We start from the raw sequence: 23,723 nt of genomic DNA on the forward strand, positions 1-23,723 counted from the left end.
TGGCTCCATCTCAGAGTCACATACGCTAGCGTCTCAAGGTAGGATCCGTGAAGATTCCCATGCCCATTTCGTGAATTCTTAACCCTCACAGGGGTCAATCACGCGGGCGGGGAAAGCCGTAGGGTGTGGGAAAGCTGTCTGAATTAGGCTTCGTCTAACCGGACAGCCTCGAGATGGCATAGGAGAGAGCGAAAATCACGTAGTACTGAACTGCATACGACTTCAACGGATTCCGACCCAGCCACTGCAGTCCCGGGATGGAGACAGAGGGAAACCGCTCCGCCAACGCCAGGAGAGCGGTAGCCGGCAGAATAAACAGAAATAGCAGCGGCGACACGCTGCCGGGGGTTAACGATGTCGCTGGTAAATAGAAGACAGTTAATGCGGCTGCGATCCAACAGGCCCATTTAACACCGTAGCGAGCATGCAGGCTGCCCAGAGCGACAAAGCTGAGCACGATCGAGAGTGGAAAATCCATCGGTCCGCCACTGGGCCAACCATCGCTCGGATCCACTGGGTAGAGCAGTGCAGCGGAAACAAAAATTGGAAAAAACCGTCCGCTGACAACGCCGACCACGCCGGCAATCAGCAGACTGCATAGAATGTCGAGACAACCATAGGTGGGGTAGAATACCAGGTTGACGATTACCGCCGTGACCGCGATCTCAGCAAACCGACGTGCTCGCCAGGTCTCGCGAGTTGGCAGGTAATACCCCATCAACACGCAAAATAGAGGCATCGACAGCCGCATTGCTAAACGGATGGGCGAATCGACGATCGAATGGCCTAGCAATAGTCCAGCCACATGGTCGGTGACCATCATCACAATCGCCAGCCCACGCAACGTGTCCATGGATGCATTGCGGCGCTTCACATCTTCCTTAACCGCAGAGTGAGGTGAACTGCGTCGGTCCTGACGGGGGTTGGCGAGAGCACGATCGTGGGCTGACTGGGGGGAAATCTTTGATTGAGATTTCCCGACGATCGCCGGGGAGCGTCGTTTTCGATTGTTTCTGCTTCGAGGCACGGCCAAACAACGTTGGGGAAATGATTGCGGCCTCAGAAATTCCGTTGAGTTCGCGGCCGATACTAACTAACATAGCACGGGGTAGCTGGACAAACCCGCGCCTTTTCCTCCCATTCGATGCCTTTCACTTTTCTGCAAGAGTCCCCCGATGCGATTCCTTCGTGACCAATCTCGACTTCGCATTTCGATGCCCCTGGTCCTCTCTTGGATGTTGACGCTTGTGTTTGCAACCGCAGCAATCGCCAACAATGATAATGGAACCAATAATAACGGTACAAACACCGGGGGGAACAACGTTACCATTGGTCAGCCGATCGCGGGGGTCGACGTGGATGCCAATGGCGTCTTGAAGATGCGAGTGGTCGATCCTCGATTGGCGCGGCAGCGTTTGATGCAGGCCCTTCGCGCCGCCGAGGTCGAGGATGTGATGAAACGCAGCGAATTACGCAAAGTTTCACTCAATCGTCTGGAGAAGGTGATTGACGAGCACATACAGTCCGACCGTCCGCTCAGCGATGACATGCTTGCTGTCGCTGGTTTAACCAGCGTTCAGTACGTATTCTATTACCCTGACACCCAAGACATCGTCATTGCCGGTCCCGCCGAAGGCTTTGTGGCCGATCCCACGGATCGATTTGTCGGGATCCATACGGGGCGTCCTACCATATTGCTCGAAGATCTGGCGACGGCCCTTCGCGCCTACGCCCCCGCGACCCCACCGACCCGCGTTATCTCAGTCTCCATTGACCCCACCCCAGAAGGCCTCGCCCGCATGCAGAAATTTTTGCGTGCCATGGGCGGCCAGGCCAACCCAGGCGATACGATGCGTTTAGTCCAAGGACTCAAGCAAAACCTGGGTTTGCAGACCGTGACGATCGAAGGCATTCCCGCGGCAACGCATTTTGCTCGCGTCCTCGTCGAAGCTGACTATCGCATGAAATTGATCGGTATCGGACTGGAACAACTCCCCGTCCCCGTCCGGAGTTACGTCTCCCGGACCAGCCCTCAAACCGTGGCAGCGAACTCCATGGAACGGTGGTATTTTCAGCCCAATTACGATGGCGTCTCGGTCAGCGAAGATCATTTGGCAATGCGAATCAATGAGCGTGGCGTGCAGCTGGTGGGCGAAGGCGAACGGGTTATGGGCAACGGCCAACGCGTCACCGCTGGGCGTACGAACCGAGCCAGCCAAGCGTTTACCAAGGAGTTCACGGACAAATACCCCCTGATCGCGAGCCGCGTCCGAGTCTACGCAGAGCTACAGCAACTTATCGATTTGGCCATTGCCGCGGCCTACATTCAAGAGCAAGATTTTTACGCACAGGCCGATTGGACGATGCCGGTTCTGGGTGACGAGGCGAAACTCCCAGTCGAGACCTACACAGCCCCAGAACAAGTCGAAACTGCCGTCAATGCGATCTGGCGTGGCAACACCTTGATGACACCCTTGGGTGGTGGCGTCAGTGTTCAGCCGCGAGTGGCGCTCAACAGCGAGCACATGGAAGTCGATGAAACTGGCGATAACGAGAAAATGATGAACACTGCGGGGCCGAAAAACCTACAATCCGGTCAGTGGTGGTGGGACTGAGCAACCTTACCGCTCCACCCACGCGAAGGACTTGTCGGCACTGAATCTCGCCCTATGATGGGAAGGCTGGCGATGCTCAGTCGCATGAATTTGCACAGTCGCTAATGCCTCTCACCCCTTCCCAGTGTCCTCGCCTCAGAAAGTTGTATCGTGTTAACTGAATCCACCGTTGAAAGCATGTTTCGGGAACTCGTTTCGGCACCCAACCCAACCGAGGAAACATTCGATCAAGCTGAAGACCTGCTGGAAAACGAGCTGCGTGACGAAAGCCCACTCCGCCACCGCTTGAGTGTCGAACTCGACGAATTGCGTTCGATCGCAGCAAAGTAAGCACGCCCGCAGAATTGGAATGATACGGGCGAGATGCCTGCAAATCATCCACACAAAACCATCATGAACTTCGCTGAGGTCGGATGCTTACGTTCCGCCCTCTGAAATAGCCGATCTTTGTGATCATCTGTCGAAACCAAAGCGGTAGCTCACGGCACAGCCCGCTTGAATAACGGCGTCGTTTCCCCGGAGGCTTCGCCATCGATTCGTTCCAGTTTCAGCTCCAACACGTTCGCGCCGTAGCCCTCAAAGTACTCGATTTCGAGCGGGTGTAGTCCCGGCGCCATGCGAGCCAGCCGGCTAAGTGTCATCGCTGGATGATTGCCGTCGTGGTCAATGAATAGTTCATCGTTGAGCCACAATCGACTGCCATCGTCCGATGTCAAACTCAGGCGATACAGACCCGCCTGATCGATTTTCAGAAATCCGCTGAGCCTGACCGCAAAATAGTCTTCCTGGTCGCCTTGGATTTGCTCCAGGTCGATCGTTTCGACGGTCCCGGATCGCGACACTGTTAACTTCTCAAATTCAGGCAGCAGTTTGAACTTGCCGTCATAGAACGCGAAATCCAAACCAGGTTCGATTTGGGATTCGTCCGCCGGCGGGTTGCTCGACTGCATCGCCGCGAGTTTCCGTGGAGTCAATTCAATCGGCAGCGATTCTTTCTCACGGCGGACGATCAGGTTGATCGACTTGCCGTGGGGTAGCGTTTCGTTGAGCATCCACAACCAATCTGCGGGATTCTTGAGCTGGCGACCGTTCACTTTCGTGATCACATCACCGGTATGGATCCCCGCCTGCTGAGCGGGTGAGTCAGAATCGACGGCGGTGATGATGGCCCAATCTGCTAGCGGATTGAGTTGCACGCCAACGTGGCGTTGATGCATCAACTCAGGCTCAACAATGCGTTCGAGCAGCAATCTGACTCGGTCAATCGGGATCGCGAAGCTCGAATTCTGTTCCGTTGGGATCAGTGCGGCGACCACACCGATCAACTCACCGTCCATGTTGATCAACGCCCCGCCTGAATTGCCCCGATTGGTGGCAGCGTCATACTGGATGTAATCATCGCGAAAGCGCGAGTCGTGCTGGGTTGCCCACAAGGCACTCGGCGCGCTGAGCTGCGTTCCCTTTGAGCTCACAATACCGGAAGTGACCGTGGTGCCGCGGCCGCCCGGATTGCCGACGACTGCGACCATCTCCCCGTTCATGACATCATGACTGTGGCCCATCGGGACGACGGGTAGCTCACCTTGATGGTCACGGAGCCGGATCACGGCGAGGTCCTTCTCGGGGGAGCGGCCAACGACGCGGAATCGCACTGGTTTGCCTCGCAAAACCGCGTATCCACTCTCGCCCGTGACAACGTGATTATTCGTAATTGCGTATCCGTCAGCGTGAACGATGGTCGCACTACCAGATGAGAAATGCTGCGGATTATCGGCCGCAGGGATAAACAACGCCACGACCGCGGGCTCAACCTTTGCAATCACCCGGACTAACGGCGACATTCGCGGAGAATCGTCGGGCAGCTGAGCATCGGCGACCATGGGCGCCATCAGGAGCGAAATCAAACAGACAGTTCGAATCGGCATGTCATGAAATCCGAAGGTGTGTGAACAAATGAATCCGGGACCATCTCGAGGAGATTCGCGACTGAGAGCATTAAAACGACGGATATCCGATGAATCAACCGTGCTCGATTGCCGCCGCGGTACCACGACGGGGCAGAGCGATCGTCGAGTGCCTCTGCTGCTGGCACTCAGAACTTCGGAGTGGCCTCGGGTTGGTTAGTTTTTCTCTTGACCCATGAGGTCAGAGATTCGTACATATGATCTTGAGTGCTCACGGCTACCGCAGTCGCTGGAGCAAGCCGAAAATGGAATTTCGGGTTTTTCTCGCTCAATTTCACGGATGATATCTCTCATGGCCCAACAGCCCCCAACCCAACCTAACCAAGCCGGTGTTCCGCTTCTCGATGTCAACCGCGACAACGGGCCACATCGCGAGGAATTCATCGAAGCGCTGACCGATGTACTCGATAGCGGTCGATTCCTATTCGGACCCGACGTGACTGAACTCGAGAGCGAATTGGCGGGATATTGCCAAGTTCCCAACGCGATCGGCTGTGCCTCGGGCAGTGACGCGTTGCTGCTCGCCTTGATGGCTTTAAATATCGGCCCTGGCGACGAAGTCATCGTACCCTCGTTCACCTTTTTCGCTTCGGTGAGCTGCATCACTCGGCTCGGTGCAACGCCGGTGTTTGCCGACATTCTGCCGGGAACGTTCAATGTGGATCCCGAGTCCGTTGAATCATTGATCAGTCCCACGACCAAGGCCATCATTCCCGTGCACCTATTTGGCCAATGCGCGGAGATCGACCGCATTTGCCAAATCGCGGGAGAGCACAACATTCCTGTTGTGGAAGACGCCGCTCAAGCCATTGGCGCGGCATATCACTCTCGTCCTGCTGGAAGCTGGGGAGCAGTGGGCTGCTTCAGTTTCTATCCGACCAAAAATCTTGGCGGCATGGGCGACGGCGGGATGATTACGGCGAGTGATGCGGGCCTGGCCGATCGCTTGCGGTTGTTTGCCGGCCACGGCATGCGTCCTCGCTACTACCACCAGGTCGTCGGCATCAACAGTCGGCTCGATACGTTCCAAGCCGCTGTACTGCGTGTCAAGCTGCGCTATCTCGGTGACGCCATCGACGCCCGCACAGAAGTCGCCGCACGATATGATCGACTGCTCCAAAATGCTGGCGTGATTGGCGCCGATGCAATCACGCTCCCCGTCCGTGACGAAAACGCTTTCCATGTCTGGAACCAATACGCACTTCGCATTGGAAGCGGACGTCGCGACGAATTGCGTAGCTACCTATCCGAACGCAACATCGGCTCGGAGATCTACTACCCCGTTCCGATGCACGAGCAAGAGTGTTTTCAGGATTTGGAGTTCCGTCACAACGGCTTGGTGGAAACAGAGCGGGCTAGCCGTGAGGTACTCAACCTCCCTGTGTTCCCAACCCTGACAGAAGCCGAACAGCGCCGCGTGGTCGAAGCGATTGGATCGTTCTACGCAGCAGCTGCTCGAGCTGCTGCCTGAGCTAACTGCCTGTTAATTTACTAACCCGATGCGTCAGCGAGGAGTTGTAGCTCCTCGCTCGCTTACGCTCCGGGTTCGTATTTGTGCATTCGAATGGCGAAAGCAATTAACTCAACAGGCTGCTAACAGACGCTAGACTTCTTCTCAATCGGCGGAACCCCACGATGGCGCGAACGGACCACTCGACGCACAATCACGACAACATTCTCCGGCGCAGTCATCCCGGCTGTACTCCAACAGTCCGGATGACGCATGCCTGCACGATGGCTTGTTGTATTGTGCCTAGACGGCGTGGTGTGGTCCTAGGCGCTGCGCTTGCTCTAGCGATGTCGATACCAACGCCCGCGCAAGCTGGTACAACGGAAGTCCCTGGTTCGTCGGCCAGCGTTAGCTTGCAGGAAGCCGTGGAAGGGGGTGATCTCGACGCAGCGATTGCGGCAGTATCAGGGCTGGACCTTCGCGATGAGCCGACCCTGCGCACGCTGGCCGCAGTTGTGCGCATTGCACGACGGTGCGAGCAGGAACAGCGACGCGATGAAGCCGCGGAAACCTATCATACTGCGTCGGCAATTTGTGAGCGACTCGTCGGCAGTGCCCCCGAGAATCTGCCGGCAGAAAAAGCGGCTGTGATTTGGAATGCGTCGGCTTCCTCGCTCACCGCAAATGGTCGCCATGCCGACGCCCTACGCTGGTCGACCCTCGCGGCAGAATCGGCAGTGGACCCCGCGATCATCAGCCGAACCGGAGATACGCTGCTCGCTGTTGCCGCTGGTGCACTCGACAACAACGATAAACTGACTGCCGGCAAAGCTTACCGGCTTGCTATCGAGATGTACGAAAAGCACGCCTCGCGTCAGGTTGGAGCGGAAATCGCCACGGCGCGGCTGGGCTACGCGTGGACCCTCGTCATGGCCGCCGACGAAAGTGGTAAACCCGACCATCTCGAAAAATCACTCGTAGCCGTCGAAGACTTTCTGGAACATCACCCCAAGCATTCCGATGCTCCCTCGGCGTTTTTGCTGAAAATCAACTGCCTTACTCGCTTGCATGATCTCGACGGTGCGGAGTCCACTCGCGCTGAATTATTAAGGGCGCATCCTCGTACATCGGCGGCATGTGAATCCATCAAGACCGCATGTGCATCGCACACCGATCCGTCCGAATCGATACGGATGTACTTAATCAAACGCCATGAATACGTACTCATGTCACCCATCGCCGCCGGCAATCTCGACGTGCTGCAGTCCGGTCTATTAGCCTCAGCAATTGCTGGCGATCCGGAGTCCGAGATTGCCTATGCCACAGCCCTCGCGCTCATCGATGAGCAAGGACAAGTCGCGACGGGGGTACTCGAGCAATTGCAGCAGAGCGGTCACGATGCAGCGGCTCAGCGGGTGGCGATGAAATGGATGTCGGCAAGCGATGAGAACGACCGTAGCCCAGGCAGCCTGGGCGCGACGATGCAAGAAAAGTCAGGAAAATTGATCACCGGTGCCGTTCGTGAGGCAGCCTGTCGCTGGGCGGGACGCACTGGCCAGTGGTCGATGTTGGCGATGGCAGCCGAGGACGAACCCGGGCTGGGTGAACGTCAAAACACAGAGATAGCCAAAGAAGAAGCCGCTGCCCGCGGAAGATCTTTGCACGTCGAACGGCTGTTCGCTGAAGCACTACTGCAAAGTGGGAAAACGAAACAATCGTTAAAACTCTGGGAGCGTATCGTCGATGAAGGTGGTGCCGAAGACTTCGCCACACTGTTGAGATTGGCGGAAACGGCAGCGGAGGTAGGATCAATCACCCAAGCTGACATCCGGATTGCCGCCGCCCGAGCCGTTGCGATGCAGTCCGAACGTGACGGAAAGTCGTCCGGAGGCGTCGCCATGACGAATTTATTGACGGCGAATCTCGAAATTCGCCAGTTACGTTTTGATCGCGGCCGAGCGTTGCTCGAGCAAATCGTGCGATCAAGCGGCGCCGATACGAATTTGCGCGGTCGCGCTCAGTGGATGATTGGCGAGACCTACTTCATGCAAGAAAAGTTCTCTGACGCGATCGCAGCATACCGTCAAGTCGAGGCGATTGGTGATTGTGATCAGTGGACGGCCGCCGCACTCGTGCAGGCTGGAAAATCGTTTGAGCAATTGGGGAGGACACGCGAGGCCACCATATGTTATTCCGCACTCGTTAGCCGGTTCGGTGACTCGCCACACGCAGGCGGCGCTCGTCGTCGCTTGGCAGCCCTGACGACCGACGGTACTTCGTCCACAGGCACGATACGACGATGATCAATCCTCGATGCTTCCAGCTGTTGGCCGATCGCACGCCATGGATCGCGCGTTGCCGCGTGGCGGTCGTCGTGGCCATGGCGATTACCGCAGCAGCCACGACCGCGTCTGCGCAGGCGCAGAGATCCGGGCCGCCATACGGTTACAATCAAGGCGGTTTCTCCAACAACTACCAATCCAACGGGTTTTCCAGCACAGGAGGCTTCGACGCTTCCGCCGGTCCTGCAGCACGTATCGCCGCGGCACCGCAGTCAGGACCAGCGACGGCCAATCAGTTTTCGATTCCGGCAGCCCCTGCAGAGCCTGAAGCCGAGCCAGCGGCAGAAGAGGAGGCGTCCTCTTGGGAGATGCCCGCCATGATCCGCAAAATCAGCGAAGGCGGTTGGCTGATGATCCCGCTGGCAGTGGCGTCATTAATCGTGATCGGCCTCTCTCTGGAACGCACCGTTGCCTTGCGACGGTCCCGCGTGATCCCCAAGCCCTTCGTACGACGCTTCACGGAATGTGTTGAGGACGGCCAACTGAGCTACGAGGAAGCAACGTCAATCTGTGACGAGTTTGACTGTCCCGTCGCAGAGGTCTTTCATGCTGCAGTGCGGCGTTGGGGACGGCCGATGATGGAGATCGAACAAGCCGTTATTGATGCGGGTGACCGAGTGGGGGATTCATTGCGCCGTTTTCTGCGCGTCTTCCATGCGATCAGCAATGTGACACCGTTGATCGGATTGCTGGGCACGGTTTTAGGCATGATTGAAGCATTCGAGAACTTGGGGTCCCAAAGCGGTGGGCAGAGTGACTTGCTCGCCGCTGGGATTAGCACCGCTCTGATGACCACCGCTGGCGGGTTGAGCGTGGCAATTCCTGCATATCTGGCGTATATGTATTTCAGTGCCAAATCGGATCGTTACCTTGGTGAGATCGACAAGCTCTGCCAGCGCGTGATCGATTGCATTTCTGCCGAGGGACTTGAAAACTCCGGTGCAGCCCGCGCACCACGCAAACGCAAGGCCGCGTAGATGATTCGACGCTCCAATCCCGAGACGGCGACGATCAACCTCACGCCGATGATTGATGTCGTTTTCCTGCTTGTGATTTTTTTCATGGTCGGAAGCAAACTCGACAATGGCGAGAGCCATCTGCAAGTCAATGTGCCGAGTGTCGGACAGATGAACTCGATGGCGCGCCTACCTGATGAGCGCATCGTCGAGTTCACCGCTGAAGGCACACTCACGCTCGATGGCGCCACCGTTTCCCCTGATCAGCTCACGAATGTCTTGCGTTCCCAGCACAGTAGCTACCCCGCACTCAAGGTCGCAGTTCGCGCCGATGACACCATTCCCTATGGACAGGTTGCCGGAGTCTTGCAGATGGTCCGGGCATCGGGTGTCGAACAAATCGGGGTGGCAACTAAGCGGAGGTAGCGAGCGATCGACGTGAATACTCCGTTTCTCAATCGGGATTTGTTTTGGCATAACCCGACCGCTGTGCGGTTGATTGCGTTGCTCGCCGTCGGCTTGCTGGTGGCGACCGTGATGCTGTTGCGCCGCCGCAAGAGTAGCGGACGGGCCGCAGCAATCATCTGTCTGTTGGTATCAATCGGACTTCACGGCGTCCAGCTTGTCTACGTCCCGCGTCTGTCAATGTTCTTCTCCGGCGGCGGCCCCAGCGACGAACAGGACGTCCAGAAGGGAAGTAGCCAAGTGTCCGTGGCGGTGTTCGATCCCAATCTCACTTCGGTGGATACGGCCGCAGAGGAAAATGCGGGTGACTTGCCTACCGACGAAAGTACGCCGTCGCTCACTCCACTCGTGCTCGCACGTCCGATTGTGGAGCTGAGCGAGCCCGCGCCGGTCCAACAGAGTGAGCCCGAGGAGGAATCGCCCGCCTCCCCAGTTGCGGAATCGATTCGCAACCTGATGCCCACCTCGCTCGCGTCGGCAACCCTTCGCACTTCCTCCGATCCCGGCCGTGAACTCGACGACGCGCTGGGGGAATGGTTGACCGAAACACTCGCCGCACCCCCGGAAGAACCTGCCGTCGAAAATCCTCCACAACCACCGGCGGAACAGGTCGCGGCCAATTCGGCGTCCGTGGATGCACTGGCCGACGATACGGATACAGCTGCCGCAGAAAGAGGTTTGGTTCCAGGGGAGATGGACTCTGATTTTGCAGCGCGGCAGGGAGCCGCCAAGACTGAGGCGATCGAGGCGACCGGTGGCGATGCCAGCACCGAAGCCGCCGTCGCCGCAGCGCTGCGTTACTTGACCGAACACCAGCGTGCTAGCGGCGCGTGGGATCCGCTCTCTAGCGGTGCCGGCCGCGAGCGTGCGCCGCTCGGCTTGCAACGCGGTGGAGCCGGAAAGCGAGCCGAAACGGGGCTCACCGGCCTTGCCCTGCTCGCGTTACTCGGTGCAGGCAATACCCATCAATCCGGCGAATACACGGAGTCGGTGTATCGCGGCCTGGTCTACCTGCTTGGTCGACAACGCGATGATGGATCCCTAGCTGGAGACGCGTCGGTATACGCCGCCCACTACTGTCACGCCATGGCATCGCTGTCTCTGGCCGAAGCTGCCGTGATGACTCAAGACCCCGCTGCCATTGAAGCAACCCGCCGAGCAATCGCGTACTCCAAATCGACTCAGCATCCGATCACAGGCGGATGGCGGTACACCCGCGGCGATACCGGAGACCTCAGTCAGCTTGGCTGGCAAGCCTTGTTGATTGATGGCGCGCAGCGAGCGGGTGCACTCGATGATCAGGAGTCGATGCAACGCGGCGTGGAACGTTTTCTCACCACCGTGCGAAGTGGCCGAGCAGGTGGCTTGGCAAGCTACCGACCCGGCGAACGCACCACACCTACCATGACTGCCGAAGCTCTCGCCGTACGCCTGCTGCTGGGCGAACAGGTGTCAGAGGACGCGATCAGCGAGGCCGAAGCGGTGTTGCTGGCATCACTCCCAGGCCAACAGGTAGGACCTGACAACTATTATTTTTGGTATTACGCGTCACTCGCCTTGCACCAGCGTCAAGACGATGCATGGCAGACCTGGAACGCAGCGATGAAAAAGCGTTTACTGGCCACCCAGCGTAGCGACGGCAGCTGGCCGGACACGAGTTTATGGGGCGGTTACGGTGGCACTGTTTACACCACCGCGATGGCGACCTTGTGTTTGGAAACCTACTACCGACATGAACTCCGCCAGTAATCTCGGGCGGCGATTACGGGCGGCGCCCTCGGGTCCTTGATGTGGAAGCGGAGTCGGCGTCAACTCACATCGCGATTGCGACGCACCTGGGTGTTCAGGATGGCGACGCTCCATCGCTCACATGTAGAAATCCACTACTTGCCCCCGATCTATCCACCTCCGAACACGCCGTTCACGCATTCTGCACGAATCGTGCACGACCGCCGGTGGTCGGAACCCTGCCTGAAACGGTGCGTCATTTTGCTGTTATGATGGGACCCTTGCAGACTTCCATTTGAATTGATTCGATCTCAATGCAATCGCGGCGAAGAGGTCATCCGCTCCGGCAGTCGAACGAAGAACTATTTCAATCCATCCCACGGCCAAGTATCGCAGGCAACGACATGCAGCGTCGACAATTTTTAGCTCAATGCACCGCAGCCTCCCTAGCCGCTGCTATTGCCAATGCATTACCTGCTGGCAGCCCGCCACGCTCACCACGAATATTACTGCGATCGTCTTGGCAGTGCGTGAATATCGGCGATATCGCCCACACCCCTGGCGTCTTGGCCCTGTTGGAAAAGCACCTGCCTGACGCCACGGTGACACTCTGGGCGTCAGGTAACCTCACCGACGAAGTCGCGGCGATGGAACACGTTCGGTTTCCACAGCTCAAGATTGTCAAAGGATCGATCGGCTCGCAAGGCACGGCCTCCAACGCCGAACTGCAAGCGGCAATTGCCGAGACGGACTTTCTATTGCACGGTTCGGGTCCCTCCCTCGTCGCAGCCAAAGACGTCGCGGCGTTTGTCAAGCATGTCGGCAAACCCTTCGGCGTCTACGGGATCACCCACGGCTCATTTCTGTCGGGAAACGGCCCCGATTTACTTAGCCAAGCGGACTTCGTTTTCTTTCGCGACTCGGTATCCCTGCAACTCGCCAGAGACGAGGGTGTAACATGCCCGGTAATGGAATTCGGCCCCGACGGCGCATTCGCCTGCGATCTACGCAATGACCAGGCGGCGGAAAAGTTTCTCGCGAGCAATGGGCTTGAAACTGGTAAATTCCTCTGCTGTCTGTCGCGGCTTCGCTACACACCGTATTGGACGATCCCCGGTGACCATCGCAAGAGCGACCCCAAGCGCGTCGCTCGCAACGAAGAAATGGCGGAGCACGATCACGCACCGATTCGTGAAGCGATCGAGCGAGTCGTCCGCGAAACGGATTTGAAGGTGCTGCTGTGCCCCGAAGACATGACCCAAATGGCGGTAGGAAAAAAGTACCTCTACGACAAGTTGCCCACCGATGTGAAGCCACGAGTTGTCTGGCGTGAAAACTATTGGCTGACCGATGAAGCCCTGAGCGTCTACGTTCGCAGCGCTGGGTTGTTTGGCAGTGAGATGCACTCACCTATCATGGCTGTGGGCAACGGGATTCCCGCGATCGTATGCCGTTTCGCTGAACAAACCAGCAAAGGAATCATGTGGCGAGACATCGGCTTAGGCGACTGGCTGTTCGATCTCGACGTCGACTCGGAAGCCGCCGCGGTCCCAGCCGCAGTCCTCGCCATGGCACGCGACTTCACCGCGGCGAAAGCAAAAACGGAAATCGCCAGGCAGTTCGTGTTGAAGCGGCAACATGAAACGATGGGCGTCCTCCGAGACGAGCTGTCTGAAAACACTTAGGGATCCCCAGAAGCTCGTTGGACGCAATTGCCGGTGGGCCGCGGCAGCCAAGCAAGCGGGGCGATCACCCCGCAGCTTCACAACCACGTTAGCTCACTCGACTTCGGATTCGCCCCGAGGATCAATTTGTAAACTCGCCAGATAGGCCACCAGGTCACGAAGCTCTCGGGCAGAAATCAAATCGGCGAGCCCGAGAGGCATCGACGATAGCCCTTTCTTACGAGCTACAATCAATTCCTTTTCAATGGGATGATGTGTCCCGTCGGCTGCGATCAGCTCAACCAAGTCATCGGTCTCGGCAGCGACAATGCCGGTGAAGACAGTCCCGTCTTCATCGGCGATGACAGCCGTCTCAAAACCTTCAGCGATCCGTGCGTTGGGCAAGCAAATCGCCTCGAGGAGTTGACGTCGATCCAACGTTTTGCCGATCGTCGTCAGACTCGGGCCGACTTCCCCCCCCACCCGATCGACTTGGTGACAGCGAACACAGGACAGTTCTGTTTTGCCGAAGAAGAGGTCTTTGCCGGCGTCGGCATCACCCCCGTCGAGCGCATCGAACCAGGGAGCAAGCGGCTCGGTGACCTTCAATTTCTCCTCGTGCTCCGCAAGTTTGGCCGCTGAGGCAGGCAGACGCCGACGGGCTGCTTCGGCCACATTGAGTCGCACGTCGCTGGGCAGTTCACCGCTGAGATACTTTTGAAGTCCGACCGCCAAATGCTGTTCCGCTCGCGGCGATTCGTTGGATGCGATCAGGTCCCAGGCCAATCCACGGACCGGCTGACTTGAACTCCCGGTAGCCACAATCAGGCGTTCAATCGAAGCTGCGGCATCATACCGGCCAAGAACACTCAGACTAGCCAGGACGATCCGGTTGGGTTGTTGCAGGTCGATCTCACGAGCAAGTTCGATCGCCAGTGTGGGCTGCAGGCGTGCCAACGCCGTCAATGCGGCTGCCCGTGTTGCTGGATTGAGGGTCTTGTTGGTGAATCGCTTCACGAGGTTTGGAGCAATCTTCACAATGCCTAGTGTCGAACCGACATCAATGGCTTTCTCGCGGACCGCATCACTGGCCAACATCAGTTCGTCGATTCGGCTTGTCAACGCCGACTTCGCGATGGAATCTTTCACTGTGGTCGTGTCCCGCGTTTTGCCCGCTAGCAGTGGTGGCTCGGCCACTGGACGAGGCGGTAGTGGACTGTATTTGTTGGTGACACGGCATAGTGGGCCTGGGGCGGACCAATCCGCAAGTGAGTCAATCGCTTCAATCCGCGCCCACTCCGGTGAACGATCCGATGCAGCAAACTCAGCAATCGCCGCAGCAGCGGCTGGTGTACCGATCCGAAAACCAGCCGACAGCACCCTCCGCAGCAAGGGTTCCGAGTCGATGGGCAGGTCCGGTTTGCTGATTAGTTCGGCAAGTCGTTCTTGAGCCACCGGAATCGGCGCATCGTGAATCGCCATCGCAGCTTCCGCGATCACCAACGTATCCGCGTCGGAGAGAAACTCCGCCACCTTTTCGCTGCGGCGGTTGCGTAGCGCCGCCACGGCAGCGCGCCGCACGTCTACCGACCGGTGAGACTGTAGATTGACTAACCAGTTGTCCTCCGCTGCTGCTGCTAAGCAGCGGATCGCTGCGTGACGCAGTGCAGGATCTTGATTGGCGTTCTCTTCGATGCGCGCCTGCACGGCGACCATCGCCGGCCCCACAAACTCAGCGAAAGACTGCTGATTACCGGCCAGCAGATCGGCCAGCGCCATCATGGCGTGGTAGGAGACGCGAGAATCCTTGTCCTCAATGGCGGTGACTAGCTGGGGAATTGAAGCGGTATCAGCTTGGTCAGCGGCCAGACTGCAGGCGGCGGCACGAATCCAGGGACTGGCGTCTTGTTGGCCAACACGCAGTGCAGTCAACACCCGCTCACGCAGCTCACCATTCAGTCGCACTGCATGCTCGGCCCCCCAATAGCCGTGCAGCCGAAAGCGAGGCTCGAGTTTCTTGTTGAGAGCAACTTCGATCAAGGGCTCGACCTCGCCACGTTTGGCGAGCTCCCACTGGGCGGCCAGCCGTACCCGCCGATCTGCGTGCGCAAGACGTGACGCCAATTCTCCCACGGCAACATCAGCTACCCCCGCAGCTAACATGTCACGAACCTCAGCGACAACAGGTGCGTCCGTTTGGCTTGGATCGGTAAGACGATAGATACGCCCTTTGCCCAACCCATCCCAGCCATCGACCCAATCACTAACGAGGAGCTCGCCGCCGGGGCCAAAGGCAACATCCGTCGCGAGCACATTCCATAGCGGCTGGTCGTTTTCGCCGAGTGAGTAGAACGCGCCAGACTGATTGAGTTCGAACGACCGAATGCCGCTGTTGCTCGGGCCGCCACGAAAATCGCAGATCAAGAACCGGTTTTTCAGCGTGTCGCCAAAGCCGGTGCCTGGATAAAACGCCAGTCCCGAGGGGCCGTCGGTGAAATTCGCGATCGGAGGCACGAGGTGGGCGGGTTGGTCGTTGCGGTGCGGTTCCCAAATCTTTTGGCGGCCAAATGGGCCCCGATCGGGCAAGTACTGATAGTACATCCGCCAACCACTATCACCGCCTCGAAGCAGTTGCACGATACGAGCCTTATCGCCGCTGTCGCTGTTGTTATCAACCGAAAACCAGTCTCCATAATCATTGAATGCAAGTTCCTGAGGGTTGCGAAGTCCCCGAGCAAAGACCGTCAAATCGCTGCCGTCAAGTTCGCACCGAAAAACAGCCCCCTGGTCAGGATGAGACAACACGCGTCCGTCGGGCGTGGAGATATGAAATCCACGGTCACCGATCGAAAAGTACAGGCGGCCGTCGTAACCCATTGTGAGACCATGCAAGTCATGGCCGCGAAACGCGACGCGCACCCCGTAACCATCTGATAACACCGCTTTCTCGTCGGCAACGCCATCATCATCGAGATCAGTCATCCGCCAAAGTTTGGGGATGCATGTGTAGTACACGTCGTTGCCGTGAGCCAGCACACCGGCGCCGGTACCTTCCTCCAATGCATGGAAGCCATCGGCGAAAATAGTGCTCGCGTCCGCTCTCCCGTCGCCGTCCTCGTCGACCAAACGACGGATGCGATCCTCCTGCTGAGCATAGGCGGTGGCACCCTCGCCAAGCAAACGTTTGTGGTAATCAATGCGATCTTGAACAGTCTCTGCGGCGAGGTCGGCGAGTACCCATGCCTCGTCGTGCGCACGGTTGTCAGTCACGCCTCGATTTTGACGAAAGGTTTCACACACGAACACGCGTCCACGATTATCGATATCGAAGGCGACGATGTTGGCAATTTCCGGTTCGGCAGCAAACAGATCGATCCGCCATTCGGGCTCGATGCGGATCGCAGACATCGACTCGGCGGGCTCGTCGGATGCGGGTGCCACTTCCGCTACGGCCGCCCGGGTTGGACCGGCCCCTGCCACGTCAGCAGCCGCCCCGTCATTAGCAGCCAGCCCCGCGGCCGCCAATGCAAATAGCGAAAGAATCAATCCTATCGGTTGGCGATACTGGAAGGCTGGTTGATCAGGGTGGGGCGGCGATTTTTGCGACATCAGACGGGCGGATTTTGGCGGCGGCGGAGTGGAAGCGACGTTTCTGCCAGAATTGTCTCATGCGTAAACCAGACAGTCCCGGCAAGATGTACTAGGATAGCTGTCTCGAGCGTCAGAGAACATGATTGCAGTCGCAAAATTCGATAAACGAATCCAGCCCGCCAATGAGTCCACCGCCATCCCCACCGGGCCCCAGTCCGAGCGACCCCGGCGTCCCCGAAACGCTCGAAGGTGATGGCACAGCAAGAGATATCAGCGGAAACGATTTGCCGGTTCGCCACGGCAGTCCCTTTGCCGCATCGCCCCCCGATCCCGCTGCGGACATTAATGCTCAGGCGGTCGCGACCCGAGGCCGTGATTTTGATCCCGAATGGGGCGTGCTGCGGGCGGCGAACTGGGCATCGGCATGGGTCGCCATCTGTGGTTTGGCCTGCCTACAGTATTTCCCCGAAGGTGGGGTGATTGTCGCTGCACTGGGGTGTGGACTTGCCACTCTCGGTCTGTTCTCGTCGCGTGCTATGTTCGCCGCCGTATTGCTCGCCCTGCACGCATGGCTCTTCTTCGCCTGCTATCAACGGCTGTTCTAGCCACAAATCGCATGCGGATCTCGCGCGAAGCGGATCGTTGCGAAGACCGAACAACCGCAACGCCGATCGGACGACTGAGATCCGATCAACGCGAGGCTCCACAAGCTTAGGCAACTCGTCGAGCTGGGGAGCCCAACATACCTACGCTGCTCGCAGGGGGCGGTGCTGAGCGGCACATTCAATCCACTGACTGACCTCCACCAAATCAGGCAAGGCACCACCGCGTGCAATTCTTTTGCCCTCTGTGGATTGGGCGACCGCATCGACCAATTCGAACAGCTCGGCTGCTTCGCACTTCGCCAAGACCTCCGCTGTAGTGACGCCAGCAGCCACCAGGAACTGAGCGTCATGCCCTCGCAACATCGGCACTCGGCATACGAGCGTGGTTTGCTGCTGCCATTGAATAACAGTGTCTGTTTCAATGCGACGGTGGTTGAGGCTTTCCGCGATGTCAGCAGCATCGGCGTTCAGTAAATCGTCAACGGTGACAACCCCGATCTTGTTCAATCGTTCGGCCATTCGAGGACCGATCGACGGGGCATCAACGACATCATCACCACGTTCCAGATAAAATCGGAGAGTCGTCTTGGTTGACGATTCATTGCGATGAATCGAACGAGTCTGCTCACGCCCCTCGCGATCGATCTGGGTGGGCGTATCACGTTGGCCCTGCGACGCTCGATTTCGCTCGGTTTGGCGTCGCATGTTTCGCTCAGCACGACGCGTTCGCGTTTTCGCTTCACTATTCATCCGATAGGATGCAGGACGCGGAGCAGTCGATTTCGGCGGGGCGGATCGATCTCGGTGATTTCTCGCCGCCCCAGTGCGGTCCTGCGAGTCACTCCCCGCATCATATTGACGCGTCAGTTCATCGAGATCGTCGACAATTTGATCCGCGCGGCGTTCGACCTGAACCTCATATCGCTCCTGATCAAAATCATCGTCAGTGAGATAGACGTCTTCGTCGTGCTCCACATGGTTGGTTCGCACTGTAGCGTTGGCACTGCGTCGCGGCAGCTCCGATTCTTCGCGGACGACTCGCGTTCGCACGCGGCGTCCGTCGACCGTACGATTGCGAAAACTCGTGTGGACGCTGTCATTGGCCGAGGCGATCCAACTCGTGATCCGAGACAATTCATAACTGGTACCGGACAACAAAATTCGTTGACCGCGTTCGGTCGCAAGGAATGTTTTGACGCGATCGAGCAAGTCCGTCGGATGGATGGCCGCGAGTTGGGCCGGATCGGTGATCCCGCATCCCACCAAGACGCGAGCATCAAAACCGCGGAGTTGAGGAACGCGGCACATCAATCGGCATTCGGCTTGCCACCGGCGGATCGTTCGAGCATCAACGCCCGCCAACCCGAGGGTATCGGCGAGGCGATTGCTATCTTGATTCATCAGATGCGTGATGTGTGAGATTCCAATCCGACGCAGGCGTTGGGCAGCCACGGCGTCAATCGAGGGCGCCGCGTCAATCGGACTGTCGACAGTCAAGAAGAACGGAACATCATCGACGTCGCTGAGCGCCGCACCATGATGTCGGGCCGTCAGACTCTGAGCCACATCGCCGCCGTAGGCTGGCTGAGCGGGAGTGCTGGTCGATGATGCCGCGACCGTCGAGCTCTGGTCTGCGTAATAGTATCCATCGCGATAGGCGGCTCCGGCTGCGGGAATATCCGTCGCATGGGCGTCGTCGTGCGTCTGCGTGCGTAGACCGGCGCTCTGACGCCATGCTTGATCGAACTCGCGATTGACCGCTCCAGCTTCGGTCCAGTTCATGTCGTGCTCGCAACTAGGCTGGCCACTCGGCGTACCGTCCATACTGATGGGGTGAGGACCGGTGTAGCTGTCTTGACGTTGTCCCCCACGCCACATTGGACGATGCGGATGCACGATTCGTTGGGTGTGGAGTGCAAAGTGACGGGCACCGCAACGTTGTAGGTGGTTTGCCAGTTTGGTGTGTTCGGTCAAAATCAGCAGCTGCCGACCTGCTGCGGAATAATCAGCCAGCGCCGAGGCGATGCTGTCGCCACTCATCCCTTCGCAGGTCCATTGCTGAAAGGCCCGGTTGCCGTTGAGGTCATCTGGATACTGCTGAGGCGAGTGCTCGGCGAAAAGTTCGCGATGGGTTTCCAGCACCAGCGGAATCGCGTGCCCCATTCTCCCCAACAGCTCGCCGGCGGCTAAGCGAACCGCTAACGCAGCAACGGCGCGGGTCGCGGCGGAAACGTTGCGATCGTCAACATTATCGATCGACACGTGGACGCTACGGCCTGGCGCGTTCTCTGGATTGCCCGATGAATCGATTTCCGCTGCCAACGTGGTATAGCGGTCCGTCGCGATCGGCACCGTCGACCAACGCAGGAGGCGGTGACGCCCATTGGAAAGTCGCACCAACCAACGGCTTGCAAGCTCCGAGAGCGAGGATTCCGGTCGTGCCAACGGTCGACAACGGTTCAATTCCGCGATCAGCTCTTCGCGGCGGCGCTGCAGCCGTGTGATGTCATTCGTCGATGGAGTCGCCCGATAAACGCGTGCTGTGGATCGGTGCGTTTGTAGACCACGAATTCGTTGGTCGATTTCATTGACGTGCCGGTGACGATCTGCGATCTCAGCATCGATCGACCGCAGTTCCGTCTGCCAAGCACTATCGGCTCGGCTTGCTGCATATAAATCGGTATCAACGCCAAACGCCGTCGAGGAACCCATCCCAATCGGATAGACAGGATCCAAAATGGGCAGGAATCGTTGCGCACGTCGAAGCACGGCAGTTTGCTCGAGAACGATGTGGAGCTCTTGCTCCACACTTGCCAATTCCTGCATGGCAACTTGGCGTTCAGCGAACCAGTCTGGATGCGGGCTCGAATAGCCAACGTAATCGCGCCGATCTCCCACCGGATGACTCGCCAAAGCAGCAACGACTCGACGACGGTGGTCGAGCAAGCGATCAAGCGTTTGATTCAAGTCGGCAATGATCGGATCCATCTGCGTCGTCCGCGCGTAATCGCGTCGCCGAAGCTGATCACGGACTCGTCGCAGTGATTGTTCGATCATGCCGTCGCGGTCACCTTCGACACGCCAGGACTCGGAGTCAATCGAGTGGGTGGCGGAGGCTGCGCCCGGTCGCTCGAATTGGGACAATAGCCAATCGAGATGACGGGTCGTTGATTCAATCCGAATTGCCAAATCGTCAACAGGACGGAGGGGGCGGTAGGCAGAAGCGTAGAAGTCCGACCAGGGCCGATCGCTGCTGTAGTGATCCATGGCGCGAACGAAGTGATCGTATCGCCGGCCTCGCAAGGAGCCATCGTCCAGCCAATCGTAGGACTCAGGACTGCTCGCGGTGGATCGACCGGTAGAACTCAGTAAATCACGCAACGATTGTACGTCCGCCAAGATGCGGCGCAGTGATACGATCTCTTGGTCAGCCTGGCGGATCCGGTTCTGGAGCTGTTCGGCCGAGTCGGACTGCCAAGCAGGCTGGAACGGTACAGAGCCCAATCCGGAATCCACTGCTACCGCGGCGCCATACCGATAACTCGTGGCTGCCGAATCCTGGCTATCCAGTTCGCCGATCCAGCGTTGTAACGCCGATGCGCGGCTGCGGAGCGAATCAGCACGCTGATGGAGCGATCGCAAACGGGCATCCCGAGCCATCCAGTGGGATCTCGCATGGGTCGACTCGAATGCCGCATCGACTCGGTCGGGGTGGTGTGAATTGGCCACGCGATAGCGGTAGTGATCTTGCGCTTCTTGGTCGCGGCGAGCCCGCAGTTCACTGCGCCGCGCCAGCAACGCGTCGCGGCGACGGATACACTCGGTACGCTGGTGGCGGAGCGATTCGATCTCGCGGGAGTTGCGTGTTGACTCAGCCTGGAATTCGGAGGCACGATGAACTTCGTGAGGATGCCCCTGGGTGGCACTGAATAGCTTTCCAAGTTCGGCTTCAATGTCAGCGAGTTCCTCCCGCAGAGCCCGGCGTCTGCGATCGTCGCGGCCTGAGGGCGACGCGGTTGCGGGGTGATGCTCGATGCCGCGTTCGTTGTAGTGTGCCGTTTCGCTTTCAAAGGAGAGTGGAGCGAGGTTGGCTTGATCCAGTCCCGCCGAGATGCACGCGGCGACAACACGGGAGACGCTGCTGATCGTCGTGTCAACCAGTACACCATCGACGATCGATTCGGGCAGGCGAATGTTGCCGAGTGTTCGCGCAGCGAGCGAAGATTGCAAAGGCCGTGATGTTCCGGAACTGCCGTGGCTGGTGCGATGATCAGTCATCGGTGCAGCGGCAAACCAGCCGTCGGTGTAGCCGTCCCATGTGCCTGCGGTTTCGCCGCGTGACTCGAACTCCACACTGCGTCGTCCGCCCGGCGAGCCGTCCTGCTCACGGCGGCAATGAATCCAGCCATTTTGATGCACCCAAACGACTCGCCCCGCCGATCCGCTGAGCATGCCCCGGGGATAGTCGCGGTCGATCAATGAGTCACGAATAAAGCGGCCGATGGCGGTTTTTCCGGAACCGGGTGCCCCAAGAACCACGTTGAGATGGTGTGACAGCGGCCCTAATTCGACCCGGTTCAACGGACCATGACTGTCAATTTCAATTCGATCCAACAACATCGCGAACGCTCCAATCCATGGGTGCGAGGGCCAGCTCCCACGGGGGCACCGACCGACATCGACGAAGGCTAGAGGCAGTCCTGCCCCTGGCGGGATCCTTCGCCATCAATATTTCCAGCGTGAACTTTAATCGAAATGTCGATTTTGCCGAAAGACCGATTCCGTGAAACTCAGACGCAAAATCCCGCGATTTGGGCAGGAGTCCCGAGCAGGTTGTTTCCAACGCTCATGACAACACGTCTTGGATCACGTGTCCGTGAACATTGGTCAGTCGGCGTTCAATGCCGTTGTGATAGTAGGTGAGCCGCTCGTGATCGAGGCCCATCAGGTGGAGGAGCGTGGCATTGAAGTCGTAGACACTCGTTTCGTTAACGGTGGCCTTGAAACCGAACTCGTCACTTTCGCCGTAACTGAAGCCCTTTTTCACGCCAGCGCCAGCGAGAAAACAAGTGAACGCCCCCGGATTGTGGTCGCGACCTGTACCGTTGGCTTGCAAAAACGGCATGCGGCCAAATTCGGTGCACCACACGACGAGGGTGTGATCCAACATTCCGCGCTGCTTCAGGTCAGCGATCAGGGCCGCGGTCGGTTGGTCCATGATCTCCGCCTGCATCGCGTGCGTTTTTAAAATATCGCTATGAGAATCCCAGTTCGTGATCCCGTTGCCGCCTGACGGATCGCTGCCGTTAAATAGCTGCACAACGCGGACTCCCTTCTCGAGCAATCGTCGTGCGAGAATACAATTGTTCGCATAAGCACGTTTTAATTCAGTCCCCGTCCCAGTGCCGTAGGCATCGTGGACATGGGCCGGTTCGCCAGCAATGTCCATGACATTGGGGACTGACGACTGCATTCGCCCCGCCAGTTCATAGCTCGCAATTCTCGCCGCTAGGTCCGCGTCGCCGGGGTAGCGTTGCATATGTCCGGCATTGAAACGCTGCAATAAGGACACGCTGTCTCGATCCGCCGATCCGCGATAGTCACCGGGCCGGACGAGATTGGCGGGTGGATGCGCAGCGGTAAAGTCCGTGCCCTGGAAAGCGGCTGGCAGGAAGCCGCTGCCAAAATTATTCTTACCACTGCGAGCAAGACCGCGGGGGTCGTTGATAGCGACAAATGCAGGTAGCTCTTCGGTTTCACATCCAAGGGCATACGTCACCCACGCGCCAAAGGAGGGAAACCCCTCCATCGTGAATCCCGTGTTCATGAAGTTCTCACCTTGCGGATGAGCACTGGTTTGCGTTGTCAACGAATGCATGAAGCAAAAGTCATCGACCATTTCAGCAAGATTCGGCAGCAGGTCGGAAACCATCTTGCCCGATTCGCCACGCGGTTTGAAATCCCAAAACGGTTTAGCAATGTTGCCGGTCGGACCTTCAAAAGTGACCGCGGGCAGTCCTGGCGGTTTCCGACCATCCATTTTGTAGAGATCAGGTTTATAGTCGAACGTGTCAACGTGGCTGACGGCGCCGGGGCAATAGATAACCAGCACCTGTTTGGCAGGCGTTTCGAAATGGGGTGGACGGGGAGCGTAAGGCTTCTGCTCGTTAATGTTTGGCCGGATGGGACCAACAGATTCCGAGGCCAGCAGATTGTCACGGGCGAGTAATTGTGAGAGCGCAATAGCGCCCATCGACATTCCCGATTGCCCGAGGAAGCCGCGACGATCCAGCAGTGACCGACCGATCGGCGAGAGTTTTTCGGAGTTCATTCGATGCGACCT

Annotated in this window: 14 protein-coding genes; 9 read left to right on the forward strand and 5 right to left on the reverse strand. The window is 58.2% G+C overall.

The window, feature by feature from the left end; translation table 11 throughout:
- Window positions 1–154: 154 nt before the first annotated feature.
- Window positions 155–853 carry a TraX family protein gene (locus tag Poly21_RS11675; protein ID WP_146407220.1) on the reverse strand — a complete coding sequence of 233 codons (699 nt, stop codon included), beginning with the start codon at window positions 851–853 and terminating at the stop codon, window positions 155–157.
- A 322-nt stretch (window positions 854–1,175) separates the two neighbouring features.
- Here Poly21_RS11675 and Poly21_RS11680 point away from each other — a divergent pair, with 322 nt between their 5' ends.
- Together Poly21_RS11680 and Poly21_RS11685 are read left to right on the forward strand one after the other, a co-directional pair.
- Window positions 1,176–2,615 (forward strand): DUF1598 domain-containing protein, encoded by a 1,440-nt coding sequence (locus Poly21_RS11680; protein ID WP_146407221.1) that lies wholly within the window; start codon window positions 1,176–1,178, stop codon window positions 2,613–2,615.
- Window positions 2,616–2,765: 150 nt separating this feature from the next.
- Complete coding sequence (locus tag Poly21_RS11685) at window positions 2,766–2,945, forward strand: hypothetical protein (RefSeq protein ID WP_146407222.1); 180 nt, start codon at window positions 2,766–2,768, stop codon at window positions 2,943–2,945.
- Window positions 2,946–3,094: 149 nt separating this feature from the next.
- Here Poly21_RS11685 and Poly21_RS11690 read toward each other — a convergent pair whose 3' ends face one another.
- Window positions 3,095–4,540, reverse strand: a complete 1,446-nt coding sequence (locus tag Poly21_RS11690; protein ID WP_146407223.1) for a trypsin-like peptidase domain-containing protein — start codon at window positions 4,538–4,540, stop codon at window positions 3,095–3,097.
- Window positions 4,541–4,871: 331 nt separating this feature from the next.
- Between Poly21_RS11690 and Poly21_RS11695 the strand changes: the two genes are divergently transcribed.
- From Poly21_RS11695 to Poly21_RS11720, 6 genes are all read left to right on the forward strand, one after another.
- Window positions 4,872–6,050, forward strand: a complete 1,179-nt coding sequence (locus Poly21_RS11695) for a DegT/DnrJ/EryC1/StrS family aminotransferase (protein ID WP_146407224.1) — start codon at window positions 4,872–4,874, stop codon at window positions 6,048–6,050.
- A gap of 326 nt (window positions 6,051–6,376) precedes the next feature.
- Window positions 6,377–8,332: a tetratricopeptide repeat protein gene (locus Poly21_RS11700; RefSeq protein ID WP_302118727.1), complete on the forward strand. Its 1,956-nt coding sequence runs from the start codon at window positions 6,377–6,379 to the stop codon at window positions 8,330–8,332.
- On the forward strand, window positions 8,329–9,348 hold the full coding sequence (locus tag Poly21_RS11705) for a MotA/TolQ/ExbB proton channel family protein (protein ID WP_302118729.1): 1,020 nt from the start codon (window positions 8,329–8,331) through the stop codon (window positions 9,346–9,348). The genes Poly21_RS11700 and Poly21_RS11705 overlap by 4 nt, the downstream gene beginning before the upstream one ends.
- Entirely contained in the window at window positions 9,349–9,753 is a 405-nt protein-coding gene (locus Poly21_RS11710; RefSeq protein WP_146407226.1) for an ExbD/TolR family protein, read from the forward strand.
- Between the two features lie 111 nt (window positions 9,754–9,864).
- The gene (locus tag Poly21_RS11715) at window positions 9,865–11,541 is read left to right on the forward strand and encodes a prenyltransferase/squalene oxidase repeat-containing protein (RefSeq protein WP_436967508.1); all 1,677 of its coding nucleotides are present in this window, start codon (window positions 9,865–9,867) and stop codon (window positions 11,539–11,541) included.
- 383 nt (window positions 11,542–11,924) lie between these two features.
- Complete coding sequence (locus Poly21_RS11720) at window positions 11,925–13,205, forward strand: polysaccharide pyruvyl transferase family protein (RefSeq protein WP_146407227.1); 1,281 nt, start codon at window positions 11,925–11,927, stop codon at window positions 13,203–13,205.
- Between the two features lie 93 nt (window positions 13,206–13,298).
- On the opposite strand, the gene Poly21_RS11725 is transcribed toward Poly21_RS11720, so the two are convergent.
- Window positions 13,299–16,793, reverse strand: coding sequence for a PVC-type heme-binding CxxCH protein (locus Poly21_RS11725; RefSeq protein ID WP_146407228.1), 3,495 nt, complete (start codon window positions 16,791–16,793; stop codon window positions 13,299–13,301).
- 164 nt (window positions 16,794–16,957) lie between these two features.
- On the opposite strand from Poly21_RS11725, the gene Poly21_RS11730 reads away from it, so the two are divergent.
- Complete coding sequence (locus tag Poly21_RS11730) at window positions 16,958–17,380, forward strand: hypothetical protein (RefSeq protein ID WP_146407229.1); 423 nt, start codon at window positions 16,958–16,960, stop codon at window positions 17,378–17,380.
- 141 nt (window positions 17,381–17,521) lie between these two features.
- Here the strand turns inward: Poly21_RS11730 and Poly21_RS11735 are convergent, their stop codons facing one another.
- Together Poly21_RS11735 and Poly21_RS11740 are read right to left on the reverse strand one after the other, a co-directional pair.
- Window positions 17,522–22,000: a DUF4332 domain-containing protein gene (locus tag Poly21_RS11735; protein WP_146407230.1), complete on the reverse strand. Its 4,479-nt coding sequence runs from the start codon at window positions 21,998–22,000 to the stop codon at window positions 17,522–17,524.
- Between the two features lie 226 nt (window positions 22,001–22,226).
- Window positions 22,227–23,711, reverse strand: coding sequence for a DUF1501 domain-containing protein (locus Poly21_RS11740; protein WP_146407231.1), 1,485 nt, complete (start codon window positions 23,709–23,711; stop codon window positions 22,227–22,229).
- Between the last annotated feature and the right edge of the window lie 12 nt (window positions 23,712–23,723).

This window comes from Allorhodopirellula heiligendammensis (genome assembly GCF_007860105.1).
In the GTDB taxonomy this organism is placed as follows: domain Bacteria; phylum Planctomycetota; class Planctomycetia; order Pirellulales; family Pirellulaceae; genus Rhodopirellula; species Rhodopirellula heiligendammensis.

What these genes read in the sequence shown, in the direction of transcription:
- Poly21_RS11715 (WP_436967508.1), top strand. Translation starts at nt 9,865, where the DNA reads ATGCTGTTGCGCCGCCGCAAGAGTAGCGGACGGGCCGCAGCAATCATC.
- Poly21_RS11740 (WP_146407231.1), bottom strand. Translation starts at nt 23,711, where the DNA reads ATGAACTCCGAAAAACTCTCGCCGATCGGTCGGTCACTGCTGGATCGT.
- Poly21_RS11720 (WP_146407227.1), top strand. Translation starts at nt 11,925, where the DNA reads ATGCAGCGTCGACAATTTTTAGCTCAATGCACCGCAGCCTCCCTAGCC.
- Poly21_RS11700 (WP_302118727.1), top strand. Translation starts at nt 6,377, where the DNA reads ATGTCGATACCAACGCCCGCGCAAGCTGGTACAACGGAAGTCCCTGGT.
- Poly21_RS11735 (WP_146407230.1), bottom strand. Translation starts at nt 22,000, where the DNA reads ATGTTGTTGGATCGAATTGAAATTGACAGTCATGGTCCGTTGAACCGG.
- Poly21_RS11690 (WP_146407223.1), bottom strand. Translation starts at nt 4,540, where the DNA reads ATGCCGATTCGAACTGTCTGTTTGATTTCGCTCCTGATGGCGCCCATG.
- Poly21_RS11695 (WP_146407224.1), top strand. Translation starts at nt 4,872, where the DNA reads ATGGCCCAACAGCCCCCAACCCAACCTAACCAAGCCGGTGTTCCGCTT.
- Poly21_RS11680 (WP_146407221.1), top strand. Translation starts at nt 1,176, where the DNA reads ATGCGATTCCTTCGTGACCAATCTCGACTTCGCATTTCGATGCCCCTG.
- Poly21_RS11675 (WP_146407220.1), bottom strand. Translation starts at nt 853, where the DNA reads ATGGACACGTTGCGTGGGCTGGCGATTGTGATGATGGTCACCGACCAT.
- Poly21_RS11730 (WP_146407229.1), top strand. Translation starts at nt 16,958, where the DNA reads ATGAGTCCACCGCCATCCCCACCGGGCCCCAGTCCGAGCGACCCCGGC.
- Poly21_RS11710 (WP_146407226.1), top strand. Translation starts at nt 9,349, where the DNA reads ATGATTCGACGCTCCAATCCCGAGACGGCGACGATCAACCTCACGCCG.
- Poly21_RS11725 (WP_146407228.1), bottom strand. Translation starts at nt 16,793, where the DNA reads ATGTCGCAAAAATCGCCGCCCCACCCTGATCAACCAGCCTTCCAGTAT.
- Poly21_RS11705 (WP_302118729.1), top strand. Translation starts at nt 8,329, where the DNA reads ATGATCAATCCTCGATGCTTCCAGCTGTTGGCCGATCGCACGCCATGG.